The organism is Nonomuraea sp. B19D2 (assembly GCF_040137845.1).
In the GTDB taxonomy this organism is placed as follows: Bacteria; Actinomycetota; Actinomycetes; order Streptosporangiales; family Streptosporangiaceae; genus Nonomuraea.
In genome coordinates this window covers 12,157-31,187 of sequence record NZ_JBEFAK010000079.1, presented here as the reverse complement: position 1 = coordinate 31,187, position 19,031 = coordinate 12,157, and the positions used below count along the sequence as shown (strand labels likewise).

Annotated in this window: 9 protein-coding genes and 1 pseudogene; 4 read left to right on the top strand and 6 right to left on the bottom strand. The window is 60.8% G+C overall.

Translation table 11 applies throughout. The features are described from left to right. Nucleotides 1-898: 898 nt before the first annotated feature. The 3 genes and pseudogenes from ABN273_RS56240 to ABN273_RS60120 form a co-directional block, all read left to right on the top strand. Nucleotides 899-2,161, top strand: a complete 1,263-nt coding sequence (locus ABN273_RS56240; RefSeq protein ID WP_349457994.1) for an AAA family ATPase — start codon at nt 899-901, stop codon at nt 2,159-2,161. Between the two features lie 216 nt (nt 2,162-2,377). After that, nucleotides 2,378-3,028 carry a hypothetical protein gene (locus ABN273_RS56235; RefSeq protein ID WP_349457993.1) on the top strand — a complete coding sequence of 217 codons (651 nt, stop codon included), beginning with the start codon at nt 2,378-2,380 and terminating at the stop codon, nt 3,026-3,028. A gap of 123 nt (nt 3,029-3,151) precedes the next feature. Continuing rightward, a pseudogene (locus tag ABN273_RS60120) lies at nt 3,152-4,022 on the top strand (IS30 family transposase); the annotation flags it as partial. A gap of 40 nt (nt 4,023-4,062) precedes the next feature. Here the strand turns inward: ABN273_RS60120 and drmB are convergent. From drmB to ABN273_RS56210, 4 genes are read right to left on the bottom strand one after another with little or no spacing between them, the layout of a single operon-like run. Next, the gene (drmB, locus tag ABN273_RS56225) at nt 4,063-5,880 is read right to left on the bottom strand and encodes a DrmB family protein (RefSeq protein ID WP_349457991.1); all 1,818 of its coding nucleotides are present in this window, start codon (nt 5,878-5,880) and stop codon (nt 4,063-4,065) included. After that, nucleotides 5,877-9,023 carry a helicase-related protein gene (locus ABN273_RS56220; RefSeq protein ID WP_349457990.1) on the bottom strand — a complete coding sequence of 1,049 codons (3,147 nt, stop codon included), beginning with the start codon at nt 9,021-9,023 and terminating at the stop codon, nt 5,877-5,879. The genes drmB and ABN273_RS56220 overlap by 4 nt, the downstream gene beginning before the upstream one ends. After that, nucleotides 9,020-10,597: a nuclease-related domain-containing DEAD/DEAH box helicase gene (locus ABN273_RS56215; RefSeq protein WP_349457989.1), complete on the bottom strand. Its 1,578-nt coding sequence runs from the start codon at nt 10,595-10,597 to the stop codon at nt 9,020-9,022. Before ABN273_RS56215 ends, ABN273_RS56220 begins: the two co-directional genes overlap by 4 nt. A 2-nt stretch (nt 10,598-10,599) precedes the next feature. Then, entirely contained in the window at nt 10,600-15,261 is a 4,662-nt protein-coding gene (locus ABN273_RS56210) for a sacsin N-terminal ATP-binding-like domain-containing protein (protein WP_349457988.1), read from the bottom strand. Between the two features lie 218 nt (nt 15,262-15,479). Between ABN273_RS56210 and ABN273_RS56205 the strand changes: the two genes are divergently transcribed. Continuing rightward, nucleotides 15,480-16,136, top strand: a complete 657-nt coding sequence (locus tag ABN273_RS56205) for a KpnI family restriction enzyme N-terminal domain-containing protein (protein WP_349457987.1) — start codon at nt 15,480-15,482, stop codon at nt 16,134-16,136. A gap of 172 nt (nt 16,137-16,308) precedes the next feature. Here the strand turns inward: ABN273_RS56205 and ABN273_RS56200 are convergent, their stop codons facing one another. Then, nucleotides 16,309-17,409 carry a DNA cytosine methyltransferase gene (locus ABN273_RS56200; protein WP_349457986.1) on the bottom strand — a complete coding sequence of 367 codons (1,101 nt, stop codon included), beginning with the start codon at nt 17,407-17,409 and terminating at the stop codon, nt 16,309-16,311. Between the two features lie 263 nt (nt 17,410-17,672). Next, nucleotides 17,673-18,632: an HNH endonuclease gene (locus ABN273_RS56195; protein WP_349457985.1), complete on the bottom strand. Its 960-nt coding sequence runs from the start codon at nt 18,630-18,632 to the stop codon at nt 17,673-17,675. Between the last annotated feature and the right edge of the window lie 399 nt (nt 18,633-19,031).

The window sequence follows — 19,031 nt, the reverse complement described above, 5'->3', positions numbered from 1 at the left end:
GCCCTCGAAGCCCTCGGCTACCGCGTCACTCTCGAACTAACTACCTGAACGTCGCGGCCCGCACCACTCCGCTCTGAATCAACACGTGAGGTTCGCTGCCGCCTGCCTGGCGAATGTCTGATTTTCGGACCAGGAGAGCGGAGGTCTCTTCGCATATTCAGGCAGCTTGAGCTGGGCAAATGGCCCACACGTCACCTGTGTGGCACAAGATCATCCCGTGCATGTCCCAGCCCACGCGAGATCAATCGCTCATCCGGTGGTAGCCAGTCCGAAGCCGCGGCCCGCCAGGCCCGCGCGCTGAAAGCGGACCGATTGTTTTGCATAGCAGGGGTGAAGAGACTTGCTCAGCGGCAAGGCGAACCAGGCCGGACATGCGGCTCCTCGACGGAGTGCAGATTCCCAAGTGGACAGGCAACCGCGTGGAGGTCCTCCCGAGTGTGCGCATATGTCCAGTAGGTCAACAGTGTCGTGATATGTCACATAGAGCCTACTGAAGCCGCCTTGAGCCCTCCTGACCTGCACGGACAGATACGGTCCCGCTAACTGTCCCTGCTGGTCTTCGCCGTTCTTCCACATGGGCAGCCGCCATTTTGTCCTGAGCACTCCATAAAATCGGCCGACCGAAAATATTGCGATTGAACCTAGTTCGCCACGGGCCTCAAGCACTCGTGAGTAATTACCTTACGCTACAGATGAGGACTCACCGTGATGGCCACTGATAGCGTCAGCGGCAAACAGAACGTTGCACCGCTGTCTTGCCTAAGTCCAGTTACGCTGCTCATGCTCGTTGTGAAGTTGTTACGGTATGAATCAACATGAAGTGGGTCATCCTCTCCCGTATCCATGCCTATGCGCGTACGATCGCCACACTGGAAGGTTGCTCTAGGTGGGGTCTTCAATGCAGCTTGTCGAGTTCATGGTTCAGGGGCTTTTTGGGAAATACAATCACAAGTTCGCTTTTCCCGCATCATTTGAGGACGATTCGAGACCATCGATAACAATCCTTCATGGTGAAAACGGCATGGGAAAGACTACCGTGCTGCGGATGCTCACCTGCATGATGAGGTTCAAGCTAGATTTCTTTGGTCATATACCATTCGACAAGTGCACACTCCGCTTCGATAATAAGCGGCGACTGCAAATCCAGAAACTGCCGAGCCGGATGCTCAGAGTTTCATTCTCGGGCACTGCGGTCGATGTCCCTGAGAACGAGGAAGCGATATCATCAGATCAGCGTGAAAAAATCGGGCTTCTCAGAAAGAAGTTTCTCGACGCTACAGAGGGCATCTCTCTAACATTTCTACCTGCTGATCGTACACGTTTCCTTGTATCTGACCCTGACTTCTCCATCCCGGACGAAGATTATCGTTTTTCTCGCCAAGTCAGTTACCTAAGAGAGATGGAGAGGGAAAGGTATCGAGAAAGAGAACGTATCTCTGATCTGCTCAGCCGCAGAGTGAGGTCCTTTATACAGGAAGCCCTGGTAGACTATCGACCATTCTTCGCGACCGGAGAGCCGGACATTTTTGCGAAGATCATCCAGAATCTTCGAGATATTCATGATGCTATACCGTCGCGAGAGGAAGTCGCTAGGGAACTTGCGCATATCGTCGAGCTAGAGAAATTGCATAGAAGGTTTGGGCTACCAACCGATTCCTGGGACTATCGCGAGCTCACCAATGCACTGAATGAAGTTCGCGGAGAAAAGTCGGATGAGCATGTACTTGTGGCTGTGAACACATATGCCGAATTTCTTGCTTCACGTGCGAATACACGGCATCTTGTGGCGGAGCGCCTGGTGACCTTTGAAGAGGTCATGCGCGAATTCCTGACCGATAAAGAAATCACAGTTGACGTGAGAAATGGTCTGACTATCAGAGATAGTACAGGCGTTCGCCTCCGTGAAACACAGCTAAGCTCGGGCGAGTATCAGCTTCTATATCTCATGGTTTCGGCACTCACTACTCGTCGACGAGGCACCGTTATCGCAATAGATGAACCAGAACTCTCAATGCACATCGGATGGCAACGCATGCTGGTAAGGAATCTGCTTAGATGTGCATCCAGAGCAGCGCTCCAGCTAATTGTTGCTACTCATTCACCGGACATCGCGGGCGACTATCCCGAAAACATGATCGAGCTCTCAGCGAAAGGCTTCTAGGCTGTGGGGATGCGTCGGAGTCCTCAATCGGTAGTGGCTGCTCATCGTATGGACAAGAGGAGGCGAGAACTCTATGTTGAAGGCGTAAAGGATAAGCTCTTTCTTGAATGGCTTGTCTCCAGCGGAAAATACGAGCACTCGTCCATCCGCACCATAGACTTCGTTGATATCCCAGATGTGGATAGAGGAGGCAATAGAGAACGCATTATCAGATTCATGACGATCGTCGAGAACGAGAATGTTGCTATTCGAGGTATGATAGACGCAGACTCTGAGTATCTGTTGCAGTCAAAGCGCTACTATCCCTCTAAAATCCATCTGACGGACTGGCGTAGTCTTGAATCGTATGTGCTCTCGGAGGACTGTCTTGATCGGACTTTGCGCCTTGGTTGTGCTATAGAAAACGTGCGCGCCGACTCCCTCTTTCATTCGATAGCTGGAGTGGTTCGCGAGCTATCTGCGATAAGATTCTTATCCGAGAGCGAGAATCTTGGGCTGCCCGTAGGGCAATATAAGTGGCTGAGGCATATTACTTGCGACCCTCGAGGAGTAGTTTCTGCTGATGTCGATGGTATTCTGCGCATATTGATGCAAGGTGCTCGGATCAGCTTACGGCAACTTCCGGATATTAAAGAGGAACTCACCAGTGTTAAGGAGTCGCTGGCTCCGTTAGATGATCTATATGTGCTTCATGGGCGTGACTTCATGCAGATCTTAACTCGGCAACTTCGTGCCATGGGGGTCAAAATTGACGATGCGGGGCGGATGATGTGGACTGCATTCCAGACGGATCGCCTAGAAATATTTCCCAATCTGAGAGCAGTAGTCAGATATCTCTGTGATCCAATCACCGAAGTGGCGAAGTGAACTTCGTTGCAGATCGGCACGTTTAGAGCGTTCGGTTCGGAGCACCTCAGGCAATCATCTGCCCAGCGTCTTCGTGGGAACCGTCAAGCCAACACCGTGGGCTGCGGGCGTGACTGCCTCTTCGCCGGTCTCGGCCGCCTGTATCCGCCGGTCATCGAGCAGCCGGAGACTTACGCCGTCTCGCCTCGGTTTCTGTAGGAAGAGGAGCGCATCGTCATCGCCGACCTGTTCCGAGCTGGGAACTCGTTGCGTGCGATCGCCAGGGAGGTCAACTGCGATTCGGCCACGATCAGCCGGGAGGTGCGTCGCAACCGTGACCCGCGTACCGGCAAGTACCACCCTTTTCAAGCTCAGCGGCAGGCTGTTGTCCGGCGAGCTCATTCCAAAGAAGGCAAGATCCGACGCGATCCGGAGCTGAAGCAGTTCATCCAGCGGCATCTCGAGCAGTGTTGGAGCCCGGCACAGGTCAGCCAGGCCCTGCGCACTGCCTTCTCGGGCGATCCGGATGCGCCATCTGGCGCACGAGACCATCTACCAGGCGATCTATCTGACCCACCACGGTGGTCTAGAACGACAGCCCGGCACACTGCGCACCGGTCGCTAGGCCCGACACCGAAGACGGCGCTCTGATCAGAGCGCCACCCGCTTCATTGAAGTCGACGACCGCCAGAGCTGCCTGGGCACTGGAACAGTGATCTCATCGTCGGCTAGGGCAACCGTTCGGCCATCGGCACCCTGGCCGACCGCATTACCCCCATCGTCACGTTGCTACACCTGCCAGACGGCCGCACCGCCGAACACGTGCGCGACGCCCCCATACGCGCCTTCACCGAGTTGGCCGCCGAGCTCGCCCGGTCCATCGCTTGGGATCAGGGTAGCGAGATGTGCCAGCACGACGAGTTCACTCGCACCAGGAACATCCCCGTCTACCTTGCCAGCCGGCCAGCCCTGGCAGCGCGGGTCCAACGAGAACGTCAACGGCCTGCTGCGTGAATCGCCCCGGCTTCGGTGGAGACTCCATCAAAGTCGGGAGACTACTCGTTGATAAGGCGTCGGGATCGGGATACGGTCTCAGCTCGGATGGCTTCAAGGATCTTCTGAAAGAAGCCCGGTGTATTCTCGTCCCCCACGACGAGCACCCTGTCCAAGAGGACGTTGGACCGCTCGCATGACGTCTCGGCGACAAGCGAACAACCGTGACAGGCGGCACGATTGAGGCTGTTCATTCCTTGTCCGCGACTTTCCCTACAGAGAGGGTCGGAGGAGCACCATCCGGCCTCCTCTATCGCCGCGACGAGTGTACGGGCGAGCCTGGGCGCCTCCCCTTCGCGAACCAGTCCTCCAAGCGTGCCCTCAGCATCGCCAGAGGCGGTGTAGACCAGAAACCCCGCTTCAGCACGCGGTGTGGTCTCGGCGTAGACACGTTCTCGCAGAGAAGCGGAGGAGTATCCGCATGAGAAGGCGAGTCGACGCATCAGGAGGTGCGCCAATGTGTGGAGCAGCACCGCTCGAGGTGTCGCCTCGAAGAGGCGGGAGCCCATGATGCTGCGGCGGCGTCGTGACTCGAGCACAGCCACCCGAGCCTGGACCTCCTCCTGCTGCTCCCACTCGTTGAGAAGCTCCTGGTCAAGTGAGAGGAACACTCCCTCCCCGAAGGACTCGACGGCGGGAAGCCAGCGTCCGCGTCCTCTTCTTCCCAGATTCACGTCGACCAGGTCGGCGTCCCCGGTGTAGCGGCGGAACCCGTGCAGCACTCGGATTTCACGCAGTCGGTGAGCCAGGACCACGGCGTCGATGTACTCGCTCAGTTGAGCAGTCACCGGCGAGGTATCGAGGTCTGGGCGCGTGAATGGCGTCGCGCTGATGACGAAGTCCGGCGTTCCGACAGGTCCATCGGTCGACCCAGTGGCCTCAAGAAATGCGTCCCACTCATCGCTGAGCAAACCTCGCCGCGATTCGCGAAGAACCTCATTCGGGTCGCCATCCAAGGCCTGGCGGACCTGGCTCTCATCTATACCGAGGTCCTCAGCGATGAGCTCGATGAGGACTGCCGCTCTGGGACCGTAGGGTGCACTTTGTACGTCGTCAAAGTTGCGGTGTTGGCGCACCTCTGCAGCGATGTCCCGGGCAGCACCCGATGGCTCGGGTATGTCAAGTGCGGTGGTCGTGTCGGCCAGAGTGACGTTGGTTGCCCCACGTTGCAGAACTTCGAGCGGGTCGTCGCAGGGCGGTGTGTTGTGCTGCCATGGCTGTCCGCCGGTGCAGGTCACTCCGATCCGGTGGAGCGCCTTTCTGGATGGGAGGTCACCGAGATCTCGGGAGGCACCGCAGGTCAGACAGCGTACGACCAGGCCGGAGAGCCCTTCGTTGCCGCGGACAGCTGTGTCGAAGTTGAGCACGTGGTCGTGGCAACGTCGCTGGGCCTCTGACTCGGGTGCGGAGTGCGCCCATTTATCCCAGGGTATGTCTCGGGCGTGGCCTTTCGTTGCGCACACTGCAATGAATCGCATCGGCACCAGCTTTCCCCTGCACTGGCCGCACTGGGGAGGCTGACCAGTTTCTTGCTGGGTGCGGTAATGGTGCATTCGGCGGCAGTCCTGACAGAACAGCCAGCGGGGGAAACGCTGATACAGGATCCCCGGGCTGTTGGTCGACGGCTTTGCCGGGACACTCGGCGGCGAGCGTAGTTCCTGGACTCCGAGACGTTCTTCGAGTCTCTTCGATTCCACCCTTACGGTTCGTTCGTAGGGCCATTGGCTGATGTCGACGCCCATGAGTGACTCGCCCATGACATCCACGATGGCCCCTACGCCGAAGGGAGAGATGGTCTGGCTCAGTCGCACGGTTCTCATCGAGGTCCCTCCCCAACAGCGATGATGCGAACTTGGCGATCAACAGATCGCATGGAATGGGCAGTCGGCCAGCCCTCGCCGCCTGCCCCAAAATCCTTCAGCAAGGAGGCATGGTCCCTGGATCTGTAGTACAGCTTTTCTCCGCGCGCGGTGATTGCTTGCGCTCGTTCGTGCCACTCGCCGGCGATTCGCCGCAGTTCTCGCTCGCTTGCCTCGGCCTCATCAGGATCGGCCCGGCGAGCAGCCTGGATCATGCGGTCAAGAGCCAGTTGCACGAGCGGATCTTCGATGAGGAACTCTCCGGCCTGGTCCTTTCGGCGAAGTCCGACCCCATGGCGCACAAGCAGGACGAACGCGGCACGCAGTGATCTCTCGCGCGAAGCCAGTGACCAGGGTGTGACACTCGTGGGCTCGACATGTCGGTATAGGGATTCGTGGTAGGCGCTGAAGGATTCGTAGTGGGAGCGGTCGCGTGGCTTGTTGGCCCGAAGCAGTGTGATCACCAGACCAGGCACCGCGGATCGACCGACTCGGCTGGTGGCCTGGATGTACTCGGACGTCGTCTTCGGTTGGCCGTTCATGAGCATCACTCCCAGCCTGCCGATGTCTATGCCCACCGAGAGCATGTTGGTGGTGGCCAACACGTCGACGGCATCGCCCTGATCGACTTTTCGCTCGAGACGCCTAATGATCTCGGGCAATTGGTCTGCAGGGACGTTGCTGGTGAGTTCTACGACCCCGTCTCCACGTAGCCCGCGGAAGTTTGCGGCATCGGTTCTACGCGCCTGCAGCATGGCATCGACGTCGTCGCGGACCTGAGTCACCGTTCGTCCCAGCTCCCGAAGACTGTTGTGGTACACGACCAGTGTCCAGTAGGCATCCCGGTCATCGCCTGACAACCCCAGCACGGAAGGTGCCTGCAGAATCGCTACGCTGCTCAGGATCGTGGCCGAAGCCTGGGTGAACGCCTGGGGCATCAGGCCGAGATACAGCCGGCCCGGGCTTGTCTGGTCGGTGCGCGCGAAGTAGCTGTCGTCCGCATCGAGTCCGCTGGGTGGGAAAAGCTCTACGGCCGTGCCGTAGAGACCGCGCACCTGCTCGTCTGCTGCGCGAATGGTGGCTGTCGATGCGACAATTTTGGGATTGCCCCCGTCCCAGCCCAACAAGGAGTGTACCGCCGCCTCGTACAGCGCGACGGTTGTCCCCAACGGCCCGGACAACAGGTGCAGCTCATCCTGGATCACCAGACTAGGTGCGTCATAAGGCACGGAGCCTCGCCCGAACAGCCGACCCGCCTCCTGGACCCAGGGCAAGCGGGCTAGTTTGTCCACAGTCGCCAATACCAGTGTTGGAGGCTCGGCAAAGATATGGTCGTCGACCACACTTACCGGTAGAAAATCGTGGAACGCGCAATCCGGATGCGGGCAGAAGAGCTCGAAAGTGTTCTTCGTGGACCTGACGCCGTATGCAGGGCTGGGTCCCCCGTCGGGAGCGCTCGGCTGGCGTCGCTCCGGGACGATCAAAGTGCCACACCACGGGCAGTTCTGAAGCTGAAAAGGGTTCTCCGGTTTCTGCGCGAGGAAGAGATCCTTGGTTCTGTCGAGGGCGTCCTTGTAGGTGTTCGGGGTTGTGTCGCCGCCGACCCACAGACCGATGGTGAAAGGCGGGGAGTCCTGCAGATCGGAATGCTTTTCTCTGAGACGTTCGAGGGCACAGATCAGTGTGGCCGCACGCTGAAACTGCTGACTGGTCAGAAGTCGAAGGGTATAGCGGGTAAGGATCGCGGTTCCGCCGCCGCGTAGGCCGTCCACGAGCCGCCGGCGGATCATTTCGAAGGCAGCGAGCCCAAGATAGGCCTCAGTCTTTCCGCCGCCCGTGGGAAACCAGATGAGATCGACAACGCCGCGGTCGGGATGCATTCTGTCGGCGGTCGATGCCAGGCTGAGCAGTTGGAACGCGAGTTGGAAGTGCCGCCAGCGAGGTTCGCTGGGCGTGCCCCTCTCGGTCAGCGGTACACCCAATGTGCCGGGGTGATCCTTCATGTGCCGCGTCTGGCAGATCTGTTCGTACATGGCCGCATTGGCGAGACGGAACGCCAGCATGCACTTAGGGTTTCGACGTAGGAGGTTGATTCCCTCGTGCATCCGTTTTACTGCCCGCCGCATGCGTTCGAGGAGCCGCTGTGCAGCGGATCGGTGGAACTGCTCGAGAGTGCGAGCCTCTTGTGCGCGATCCGAAATCCAGGTTTCGTATTCGTTGACGAATTCTGTGAGCTCTCGGCAGAGAACATCGACGTGCACCGACTCGTCGGCGAGGTGAGCCAGTCGGAGCACATCACCTCCGTCGGCCGGCGGGGCGACACCAAGTACGACAGTGCTGGGCAGCATTTCCGTCCGCACGGTGCGGATTTCCCCGTCCGAATCCTTGACCCAGTCGACTGAGCAGCCGTGCCCGATGCCGTAGACGCGCCGGTGCCGGTAAAGCAGCCGTAGCTCTTGATCCTCGGGATCGTCGGACAAGTCCGCACTGCTGGGGTACGGAAGGATATGGCCACCCTGGACGCGGCAGGAAAAGGCCGCCTGGAAAAGGCACATCTCAGTGGGTGGAGGGGATTCCGCCTCGTCGTGCTCGGCAAGATTCTCCAAGGCGACGGTGACGAGCCAGGCCGTGCCTTCTTTGCGCCAGACGCAGATCAATCTGGCTCGGCCCTCGAAGAGGTCGACCTTGTTTTCGTCCGGAGTACCATTGGCGTGCAGGATCACCTCGTCGCGCCAGTCGCGTCTTACCCAGTGGTCACGGTGGCTGTGCGCTTCCTTTCTGTGAGCCTTCTCGTAGGTTCCGGCCGTGATCCGGCAGTTTAATTGTGGGGCATCGTGCAGGAAAGAGATGGCTGCCGAAGCCGGGTGCCAATTGTTGGCCATCTCGATGGGCTCATCCAGTTCCTCGTCATGAGCATCCGCGCCGAGACTGTCGCCGAAGTGCCGTTCTGCCGCCAGACCCTGCGGATAGAGCGTGCCAACAAGGTAGGTGTGCTCTGGCCTGGTATGGATGACCTCTTCTGGCCCGGAGGCCGGGCCCAGGTATTGGCTACGCAGGTAGGTGAGCAGATCGTCGCGTACATCGATCGGATCGCGTTGGCTCATTGCGTGATCCCTTCGCTGTGGCCCTGCTCGATCTGCTGCCAGGCAATAGTGCTGACGGCGAGCCAGAGGCTGATGCGTGGTCGGGTCATGGCCACATAGAGGCGCGCCGACCCGATGGTGTCATTGATGTCTTCGACGTCGATCAGGCAGACGTGGGCTGCTTCCAGCCCTTTGATCTGCGCAGTCGTAACAAGCTGAGCGGTACCGGGCCGCCGTGCTCTCGGATCCGGGTGATCCTTGAGTCTGCCGGAGCGAAATGCTTTGGAGTGAATGGCAGAGCTGTCCTGCGCTCGGTCTCGAAGGGTGATGACGGCCACGTCGGCCAGGTCGACCTCTTCTTGCCGTAGCCTGCTGAGATGCGCGTCCAGCAGTCGGGCCCCGTGCAGGTCGTCATCGTAACGCTTGTATTCGACAGCAGGTCCAGCCCCTGCCCTGGGAACTCCGAGGTCTGCACCAGTGACAAGTTGGGTCTGCAGAACCACCGGCGCGGTGTTGCGACAGTTGTACGGCAGGTTGATGGACACGGCGGTGGCTGTGAGCTCTCGGAAAGCATCTTGGTCGAACACGCCATCGACGTTGGCCTGGTTGTTGGGGTCGCAAAAGATTCGCCAGCGACCGTTCGCCCATCCGCCTTGGACCAGCCCGTCCAACTGCAGCAGGGAGTCGACGTCCATGAGGTCCTGGGCTTCATCGACGATCAGGACGTCGGCCGGTGGTGCCCCGTTGAGCTCGGCCAATGAACCGCAGATGACGCCGCAGTTTGCGAGGGCGTCGCCAAGGACACCGGCGAGCAGCGCGGAACGACACGTCAGTATGACCTTGCAGCCGGAGGCCGCAGCGCGACGCGCCGTTTCGACAGCAAGCAGAGTCTTTCCTGACCCCGCACCGCCGTTGCACACGATCCGGTCGCTGCTTTCGAGGCCGATGATCAGGTCGTACTGCCGTTCGGCCAGCTGGACGTACTCCTGCTCGAGCCCGACGACTCGCGCGGCTAAGGTAGGCACCCGGTCGAAGTCCGGTCGCAGGACGTTCAGCAATTGCCTGTAGGCGCCACCTCGTACTCGACGGCCAAGGCGTTGGTGCCAGAAGGTGCGGGCACGCCGCAGCGCCTGTTCCAGGCCATGGACACTCATGGCACGAGGGCCGGCGTGCTGGGATGGTTCCCACTCCAGATCCTGGGCGAGTTCCTGGTCCGGAGTGAGCACCATAAAGCCGAAGGCAACATCGAGATTCGGCAAACGATCTCTGAGCCGGCGCTCCAGAGCGAACATGGCGGAGCTTGCCTGTTCAAAAGGGCCTTCGCGCTTCTGGTGGGCCTGCCCGTAGCGATCCGTGAAGGTCCAGAGCCCATCTTGGCGGTGGATGCGCCCACCTTTGACTTCGATGACCAGGACTGTGTCGTCCCACACCACAAGGAAGTCCACCTCGGACATCCGCTTGTATTCGTGGACCGGCAATCGCAACGAATACAGACAAGCCGTAGGCACGCCCAGGTCCACCTGAGCGAGAAGTTCTGCCACCCGCCGCTCCGCAGCACTTTCGACACGGCCGAAGCTCTCGATGGCCGGGATCATCCTCATGTGTGCTGTCCGCCCTGTCGGTCCCAAAGGTGATCAAATTCTCTGTACGCGAGACGTTCGCCGAACTGCCCGAACGTATCGGCCACGTTGACCACCAGACAATGAGATTTGCCACCGTTGGCCGGGCCGCGCAAGCCGCGTCCGACCATCTGGATGTACGCGTTGGGGCTGAAGGTGGGGCGGGCGATGTACAGCGCTCTGACCCCCGGGACGTCGAAACCTTGGGTCAGGACGTTACAGTTCGTAAGAACCCTGATGTTCTTGCTTCGAAACCCTTCGATGTTCCGGCGCCGCTCGTGGATGCGTGTGGAGCCGCTGATCGAAGCCGCGGAGATTCCCCGCACCCGCAGGAGAGCGGCCAGGACTTGGGCCGACAACACAGAAGCAGCGAACACCAGGACTGGCCAGTCCGACGGCAGGGTCTCGATGTGGTCCAACAGCCGCAACGTTCTGGCCTCGTCACGCCCGAGGCGCTCCAGGACGCGAGACGGCAACAGTCGTGTGCGTTGGGTGATCTCGGCTTCCTCGGCGTCGAGCGACACGGCTCCACCATCGAGAATCTGGTGCTCGACTTGAGACAAGACTCCCAGGCGCTGCAGCACTCCGTAGGGGTCCTCGCCGAGAACGTCGATCAGATTGTTGCCGAACCGTCCCGCCAGCCACCGGGTTTTCTCTTCGCTCGTCCCCTTGAACGGTGTCGCGGTCAACCCGAGCAGCGGCCTGCTCATGTGACGATCGTCCAGGCCAAGCCAGGCAAGAAGCTGGGTGTAGTCCTTGCCGGTTGCTTCGTGTGCCTCATCGATCACGACCGCAGTGGGGCGCGCGAGCCACGCGTAGTCCGGATTGTCACGACAGAAGGCGAGTTTCTTATCGGTGGCCACGACCACCATGAGTTCGTTCTCGCCCTCGGCGATCTCGTTGCGATCCCAGAGTCGACAGATCCGAAGTGCACGATCGTTCCCGATGTCACGCCAGACGGCAGACCACGTCTGCACGGCCTGCTCGCACAACTCCTCGCTCTGGGCAACCCACAACAGGTGGCCAACCCAACCGTCCTCGATGAACGCCGTCGCCAGTGCCTGGACAGTCACCCTTGTCTTGCCGGCACCGGTCGGCAGGAACATCAGGCCCCGCTCGCGCTCAGTGACAAGGCGTCGAATCCTGTCCGCAAGTTCCTGCTGATAGGGGTGGAGAGGGCCGAGGCGAGGTGGACCGAACACGGTCAAATCGGGTTCGAGGTACGAACCGCGTTCCCCGGCGTACTCGGTAGGAAAGCCGAGTCTACGAACGAAACCCACGGCGGGCGGACTTCCGGCCCAGCGGTCGGGTACCGGGAAGCCTGCAGCCTCCAAGTCGTGACGGCATTCCCTCAGCACGTCGTAACCGTGGACATCCAGCAACAACCGGGCAACCTGTAGAGGCCCCTCGTTGTCGTCGATCTTGCGCACTGTCTCCAGCAGCCCTGTCGGAAGCCTTGCTTCGAGCTTGCTCACGTCGAGGAGAAACAGCAGTTTTCTGGCATGGTCACGTTCAGCCCGGCAAAGCGCGATGCTTCTCTCGACCGCCTCGTCCTGCGCATCGTTGAGGATGCGGCTGACGGAACTCGAGGTCAGTTCGACGTCGAACTCCTCCGCGAGCCGCAAGAGGAGATCCTCATCCCTCAGGTCCGAGCGGTGGTAGACCACGTTGCCGTCGCGCAACAGATCCGTTGGTTCCCGATCCACACCGTCAGGTCCCGTGATCTGCCGGAAGAGCTCCCCGCATTCGATGAGTTCCACGTGGTTGAAAGCCTCGGCCGCCAGCGGACGGAGGCCTCTGTATCGGTCCAACACGATGACTGGCTCGGCGGGACTCTCCGCCAGCACCTCCACCCGCAGTCGGGAGGAAGCAAGAGCACATCCCCACCTGTCGACCAGTAGTGCGGCAAGTGCCTCGTCGGAGACCGCGAGGTAGGGAGGCCTACGTTCGGCCAGAACTCGCTTCTCCTCCTCTGTCCTGGCGATCAAGAGTTCCTCACGCAGAACTCGGCATCCCGAGGAGCCGCTGACTGCGGGCACATACTCGGGAACCTGATCCTCGGACAGGCTGCGAGCTGCCTCGGCGACCAATGTGCCGAGCATCCACGGATCTCCGGTAGCAGGCAGACGATCGAGGAACTCCCGCCAGATACCTGGAGCGATTCCCTCAAGAGACTCGGTCAGCGACAGCTTGTCGGCCGCTTGACACTCGGCGACAGGCAGGAGCGGCGCGTACTTCGAGAGCGACCTGGCCACGCTCAGTACTGCTGGACGTGGCCCCCAAGAAGTGGCCAGTAGGCCGTATTCGCGGGCTGCCCACACAGAGGGGGCAGGCACCTGGATTTGTGGAAGGGACTTGCGGGTGAAGTGCCCGAACAGCCACGTGTCGGGGACATCCATTCGAAGGAGTGCATGAGTCCAACCCACGCATGCATCGAGGTCGCTGGAATCACGGAATCTGCGGAGGACGTGCAGAGGACCCACCGGATCGTGGTCGAGGAATCCGAGTTCCTTGTCCGATGGTCGTCCTCGCGCCGGTAGCTTCGCCAGATAGTCCGTCCGGGTCAGCCGGAGATACTCCAAATACGTCGAGTCTTGAGTCAGAGCACGGCTGACCAGAGGGCGGGCAGCGATGCCTATTCGTCGCAGCAGGTCGGCATGCAGGTCGTAATGGAAGTCCTCGTTGAGGACCATCACCGGATTTTGCGGCGAGATCTCGCCGGCAATCACCACTTCGTCGGAGTAATGCCACCAGCCGTCTTGGCACTTGACCTTGAGCCGGCGCCCCTCGGCGAGATAGTCCTCCAGATGTTGCTCCGCCACGGATTTAGGTACCTCGGAGACCAGCCGCCAGAACTCGGCCCATTCGACCCCTGTCCACCTCTTGGTGACCGCACGTGTGAGCTTGGCAAGCTCGTGACCGGGGTCGACGTCCTTGAAGCCGAGGTCGCGTAGGAAACGTTCGACATCGGAGTGCGCCAGCAGAGACTGACGTACCAGGGCTATTTCGGCCTGCCGGGTCAGAACGTTCCCATGGAGGAAGACGTCCCGAGTCGCATTCAGCGGCCACAGGCGACCGCTGTCGTCGGGAAGGATCTTGGCGGAGAGAAAGTCGCGGCGAGTGTTCTCATCTTTCGTGACCGCGACAACCCGGAGTGCAGACGCGCATTCCTCATCGGTCGCGTTACCGATGATCTGTTGTAGCCACTCAGCGGCCCCGAGTTCAACATCCGTCGCACGCGCGTCGTCCGCTCGGATGAGGCTACGCAGACGCGCCTGTCGAACCGCATTGCGGAAGCATTGGACATGGGGCGCCGAGCGAGGGCACCCGGGTGACGAATACCAGGCATGGAGCAAGGCGGGATCGAGTCGTACCTGCTCTTGATGCGGAAAGCGCAGCGCGTCGATGCGGCGGAGCACCCCGTCACGGTCAGGAATGCAGGCTTCTGCCGAGACCAACTGTGGCACGCGTTCAGCGAGGAACCGGTCGGCGAAATTCGGCGCCTCACGACCTCGCGCGGGCAGGTAGTCGAAGTGGCGAGCAGGATCTGTCGCACTACCGAGGGTAGGTAGACCCTCCGCCACCAGCACGGCGATCCGCTCGAGAATCTCCTGATTGAACCGTCCGCGGAGGAGGCTCGTACGGTCGTCGTTGACCTGCCAAGGGGCGTTCAGGATCCCCCGCAGCGAGGTTGTCTCAGTCAGCGGGTAGTAAGCCCAGAACTGCCCCAGCGCCGAGACGTCGCCAGTCAACGGCGCTGCCCAGGTCACGGTGATACTCGTGCGCCTGATCGCCTCCCCGACCTCTTGGAGGGCCTGAGGCGAGGGACGGTGCAAGGCGTGCCACACACGCCAGTCGGATGGCTCACGATCTCGAGTCTGCAGCCGGCGTACTCCGTCGGAGAGCACAACGCACTCGTGTTCCAGCTCGACTCGTTCGGATCCAGGGTGGTCGACCACAATCCGCAGTACCGACACCCTGGGCACGAACAGCAGGAACTCCACGGGAAACTTTTTGAGTTCCTTCTCCAAACGAGCCGCATCTCCCGACAGAGGCAGACGGACGACTGTGGTCGCCCAAGCCGTCAGTTCGGCGAGTACCGCGTCGCGGCTGATCTCCCCTATCACGTCGAGGTGGGCAGGCATACGGAGGACGGGAAACCGCGTGGCACCGGGATCGAGAGATCGCAATTCATGCGCCGCTCGTTCAGCGTCGAAGGAGAAGCTGATCGACCGGCTGTATACGGCTGGTGCCCTGGTGATGCCCAAGACGGACTTGAAGCCGAGGCCGAACCGGCCGATCGCTTCGTCTCGCTTGTCGCTGAGGAAAGCGTGGCAGATAGCCTCAAGGCCCTCACGAGAGAAGGCCTTGCCCTCGTTCGCGCAGTAAAGGGTGCCGTTGACCAGGCGTACCTCGACCCGCCCACGATGGTCTTCGTACTGCGCATCGGCGGCGTTTTGGACTAATTCGAGAATCTGTCGCCGCGAGTACCCGCCAGTCCTGTAGCTGTCCTCTTGGTTGGCGTGCTCGCCGAGAAGGAGCCTATCCGCTTCGTATGCTTTGAGTGTGTTCGCGCGGTGCTGCTCGAGCCAGTGAACCAGATCCGGGTCTTCCTGACCCCAGCTGCCATCGGCGGTCACCAATACCCCCGTCCCGTGTTCACCATTGTGTCCCTCTATGAACGTGTCTGGATCGGATTTGGAGTACTTGCGCGTGAAGTCCCATGCCGCTGAGGCCTGAGCCGTGCGGACGGTAGATCATCATAGGGTCCCCAGGACTGCCGTCCAGTCCACTGGAAGCGCAATGCACAACCAGATATCGCGGGCGTACAGAATATCGTGCGTGTCAGACTATGCCCATGCGTTCGGACGACGAGCTACGATCTGAAATAGCCAGCGCGCGTGATGCCTTGAAGGTTGCTGTCGACCATCTGGACAAGATCGCTAGAGCCGACAGAGTGATGGAGGACGACTGGCAGGACGTCAGCGCGGCTGTGGGGCTCAGCATGGCCCTTCACCGTGAACATATGGCGCGAGTCGGCGTTCTCCTGGGGTTGGGCGGAGCGCAGCAGCGTCTGCTTCGGTTTCTGCTGAGACACGTAGGCCAGATCGTCTCCGGCCCGGAGCTGTCCGGCGTCGCTGGGATCGCAGAGTGGGCGCGGCGAGTCCGGGAGTTACGCGTGGAGCATGGCTGGCCTATCGAGAGCGGGGTCCAGTCACCTGATCTTCGCTCCGACCAGTACATCCTCCTCCGACCGGAACCGGATGAAGATCTGGCAAGGAGATGGCGCCTGGCCGCCGACATCCGGAGGCACGGTGGCGCGGTCCGCGACCGCATCCTCGCCTACCTGAAGGCCATCAGCCCTGAGGCTGCTGATCGGGAGGATCTTGACTACGTCACCAAGACCGGCACCTGGAAATCGTCGATCGATGACCTAAGGGCCGATGGCTGGGATATCCGATCTTCCGATGAGGATCCGCAACTGGCTCCGGGTAGCTACCGCCTGCTGCTATGACTCACGCAAGTCGCAGCTTCCTACCGGCCGTACCGCCCCCTCTGCATTCCCCCACAAGAGTCAATGCCATGCGAGCAGGACGGTCTGTGTGGGACCGCAAATGTTCCAGGTTGTCCGCTTGAAGTGCAGCGAGAAGGCACTGGAGGATTGTCAATGATACGTCCGGCGAGCATCAGGCATATTCCACGTGGGGCGCAGCCGCGATGTCGACGGTTGCCAGCTCTGAAGCCTTTTCGGATCTCCACGTCTTGAGACTCTTCAACAGCTCCTCGTCTGGAGTGCCCCAGCCGAATGCAGCACAAAGGACGTGCATGGCCAGTCGAGGGGGGACAGCATTTCCGATCTGCTGGCCCACATCGCGCCCTGACCACGGATAGTCGACAGGGAAGGTCTGAAGGCAGCCTGCTTCTGCGAGGGAAAAGCGTTCCAATTCGGCGCCGTCCAGTGAGACGACACGGTTGCGGGAGATCTTTCCGGTTACCGTAGCGGACGGTTCCCAGGAGGCGCGACGACCGCGAGCTTTGGGGTCACCGCCGGTTCCGTAATTCGAGATGACGCGGAACGGCGACTGTCGATCAAGCACGTCTGCCATCCTCGTCCATGGCCGACGTGCCTGGTCTCCGGCCTCGCGTGGGACGCCCTTCCGGTAGGGCCGATGTGTAGGCTCGGGCATGGTCACCTCTTCAATGCCCTTACGAGCGATGAGCACTGCCCTTTTGCGGGTCTGCGGGACGCCGTATTCCTCTGTGCGTAGGATGCCGCATTCCGCGGAATAACCCTCAGCACGCAGAGCCACTGCGTAAGCCTCCCATACCGGGAGCACCGCCGGGACCTGCTCAAGAATGATCGCCCGATAGGGGGTGTTGTTCTCGTCGTCGATCGCTTCAAGGGCCCAGCGGAGGGGCTCCAGCACCAGCCCGGTTCGCTCGTCCTCCAGCTTGGACAGGTCCTGGTCGATCTCATCTCGGTCTTCTCGGGCGACCATACGTTTGACGAAGCGCAGCACCTCATCGAGTGCCCTGCGGCCGGCCCCGCTGCCAGCGACGGTGAAGGTCTGACACGGTGGTCCTCCCGCCAGTACGTCTGCGTCAGGGAAGTCGGAAGGGCCGTACTTACGTACGTCCTCCTCCACCGTGACCAGGCCTGCGGCCCGGCGCGTCTCACAAGCTGAGGCATCCCATTCCACACCCACCGTCGCGACGCCGAGCTTCTCCGCTGCCACGTCGAGCCCGCCAGGGCCGGCGAACAAGTCAACAATCTTGACAGGGTGCACTTGATCTCCAGGGGTGTGTCATTCGGGACGATGCTGCCACAGTTTCTGTGATCGGTGGTCTCAGAGGCAGCAGCTGGTGGACGAGCACACAGGGTACTGGGGGCCACCGACAGTATCAGGGGTCACGGACGACACGTTGAGTACATGTCTGAGGTCGAAGTATCTGCTTCCGGCCGAGGTGGGATACGACCGGTAGCGGAGGTTCTTCTGTCAGTGCAACCGTGGCGGTGGGAGGCCGGACCAGGTGTGGGAAATCCATCCGTCTACTGCAGCAACAAGAGACCCGGCTCCTGGTCTGGGTGAAGCAGCTCGTCCTTCGGTGAGCTGCCCATCAGAGCATGCCTTCCTCCATGGCAGTTGTAGCAGAGGGTCACGAGGTTGCTCTCGTCATTGTCACCGCCTTGGTGCACGGGCAGGACATGGTGAACCTGGAGCGCAACGCCTTGACCGGGTACGGCGCCGCAGTCCTGGCAAGTCTTGTTGTCCCGCTCGAGGATCGTGTGGCGAAGCTTGATGGCCTGGCGTACACGAGGCGGACGCTTGATCAGAGTGGGGAGCCGATATGAACCTGGTGGCAGGCTCGGATCATCGATATTCGAGAGGATCTGCCAGCCCTCTTCCTCCAGTTCACGCATCCGGCGAGGCCATTCTTGGATGTTCGCGACATAACCCAGCTGTTCCTTGTCGGCGGGGCGTGGCGAGATCTCCTTGAGGTAGTGAAGGAGTCTGTCCTTCCCGGACGTCTTCCCGCCTCCTGGCTTCTTGAGGTTGCGTGCGGCCTTGGCGACTCGCCAGCGCTCCGCGAGGTCGGTGTCAGGTTTGTCCGCGGCGAGTCTGTAGTGGTCGTGAGGCAAGTCGTCGCGGTTCGTGCCCGACTCGATCGGCCAACCGGACTCGACCCGGAGCTCGCGGACTCGCCGTGCCCACTCGGAGATTCCTGCGACGCCGGCCAGAGCATCAGCCGGCACAGGTGTGCCGACGTGGTTCCGCAGGTACCGCAAGATGGCGTCCTGACCGGACCTGATCCCGAGCGCCCGGTTCACTCGCGAGACAGCGTCCCGCATGTCGGCCGACAGGCAGCCGAGCTGTGCGGCAGATTCCAGCCATGAATCATGACTGAGCAATTCCGCCTGAACTCGATCGATGGAGTCCAGGTACTTCTGCACGGTGGCCTTCAGGTCAGACAGAGCCTGTTCAGGTAACCCGCCCGCCTTCTTCGCCACAGCGCCCTCCCGCGGTACCACATGATCGTGTGGGGTAGTTTAGCCCGGTTTGGTCTCGGCGATTGGTCGTAGCGAGGCGGGACGGCCATGCTGCTCATCTGGCGGGGCTCGTAGTTTCAGGACTTGAAACGAACAGTGAGGGGACCGTAGCCACACGGCTGTCTTGCGCCTTCTCGGAAGCTGACGGGCTGTTCCCTATGCACTTCACAGAGCTACCGTCCGCTATGCCTGTTGGAGCGCCCCCAACAACTCATTACCAGCGCGAGCGCGCGGGTACCCGCTCCAGGAGTAGGGGCTTCTCCGCCTCGACAGGCGGCCTAAGCTGGGCAGATAGCCAATGGGGCGCGTAGGTTGTGCAAGATCATACTGCGCATATCTTCGGCCCCGATCGCGAGAGCA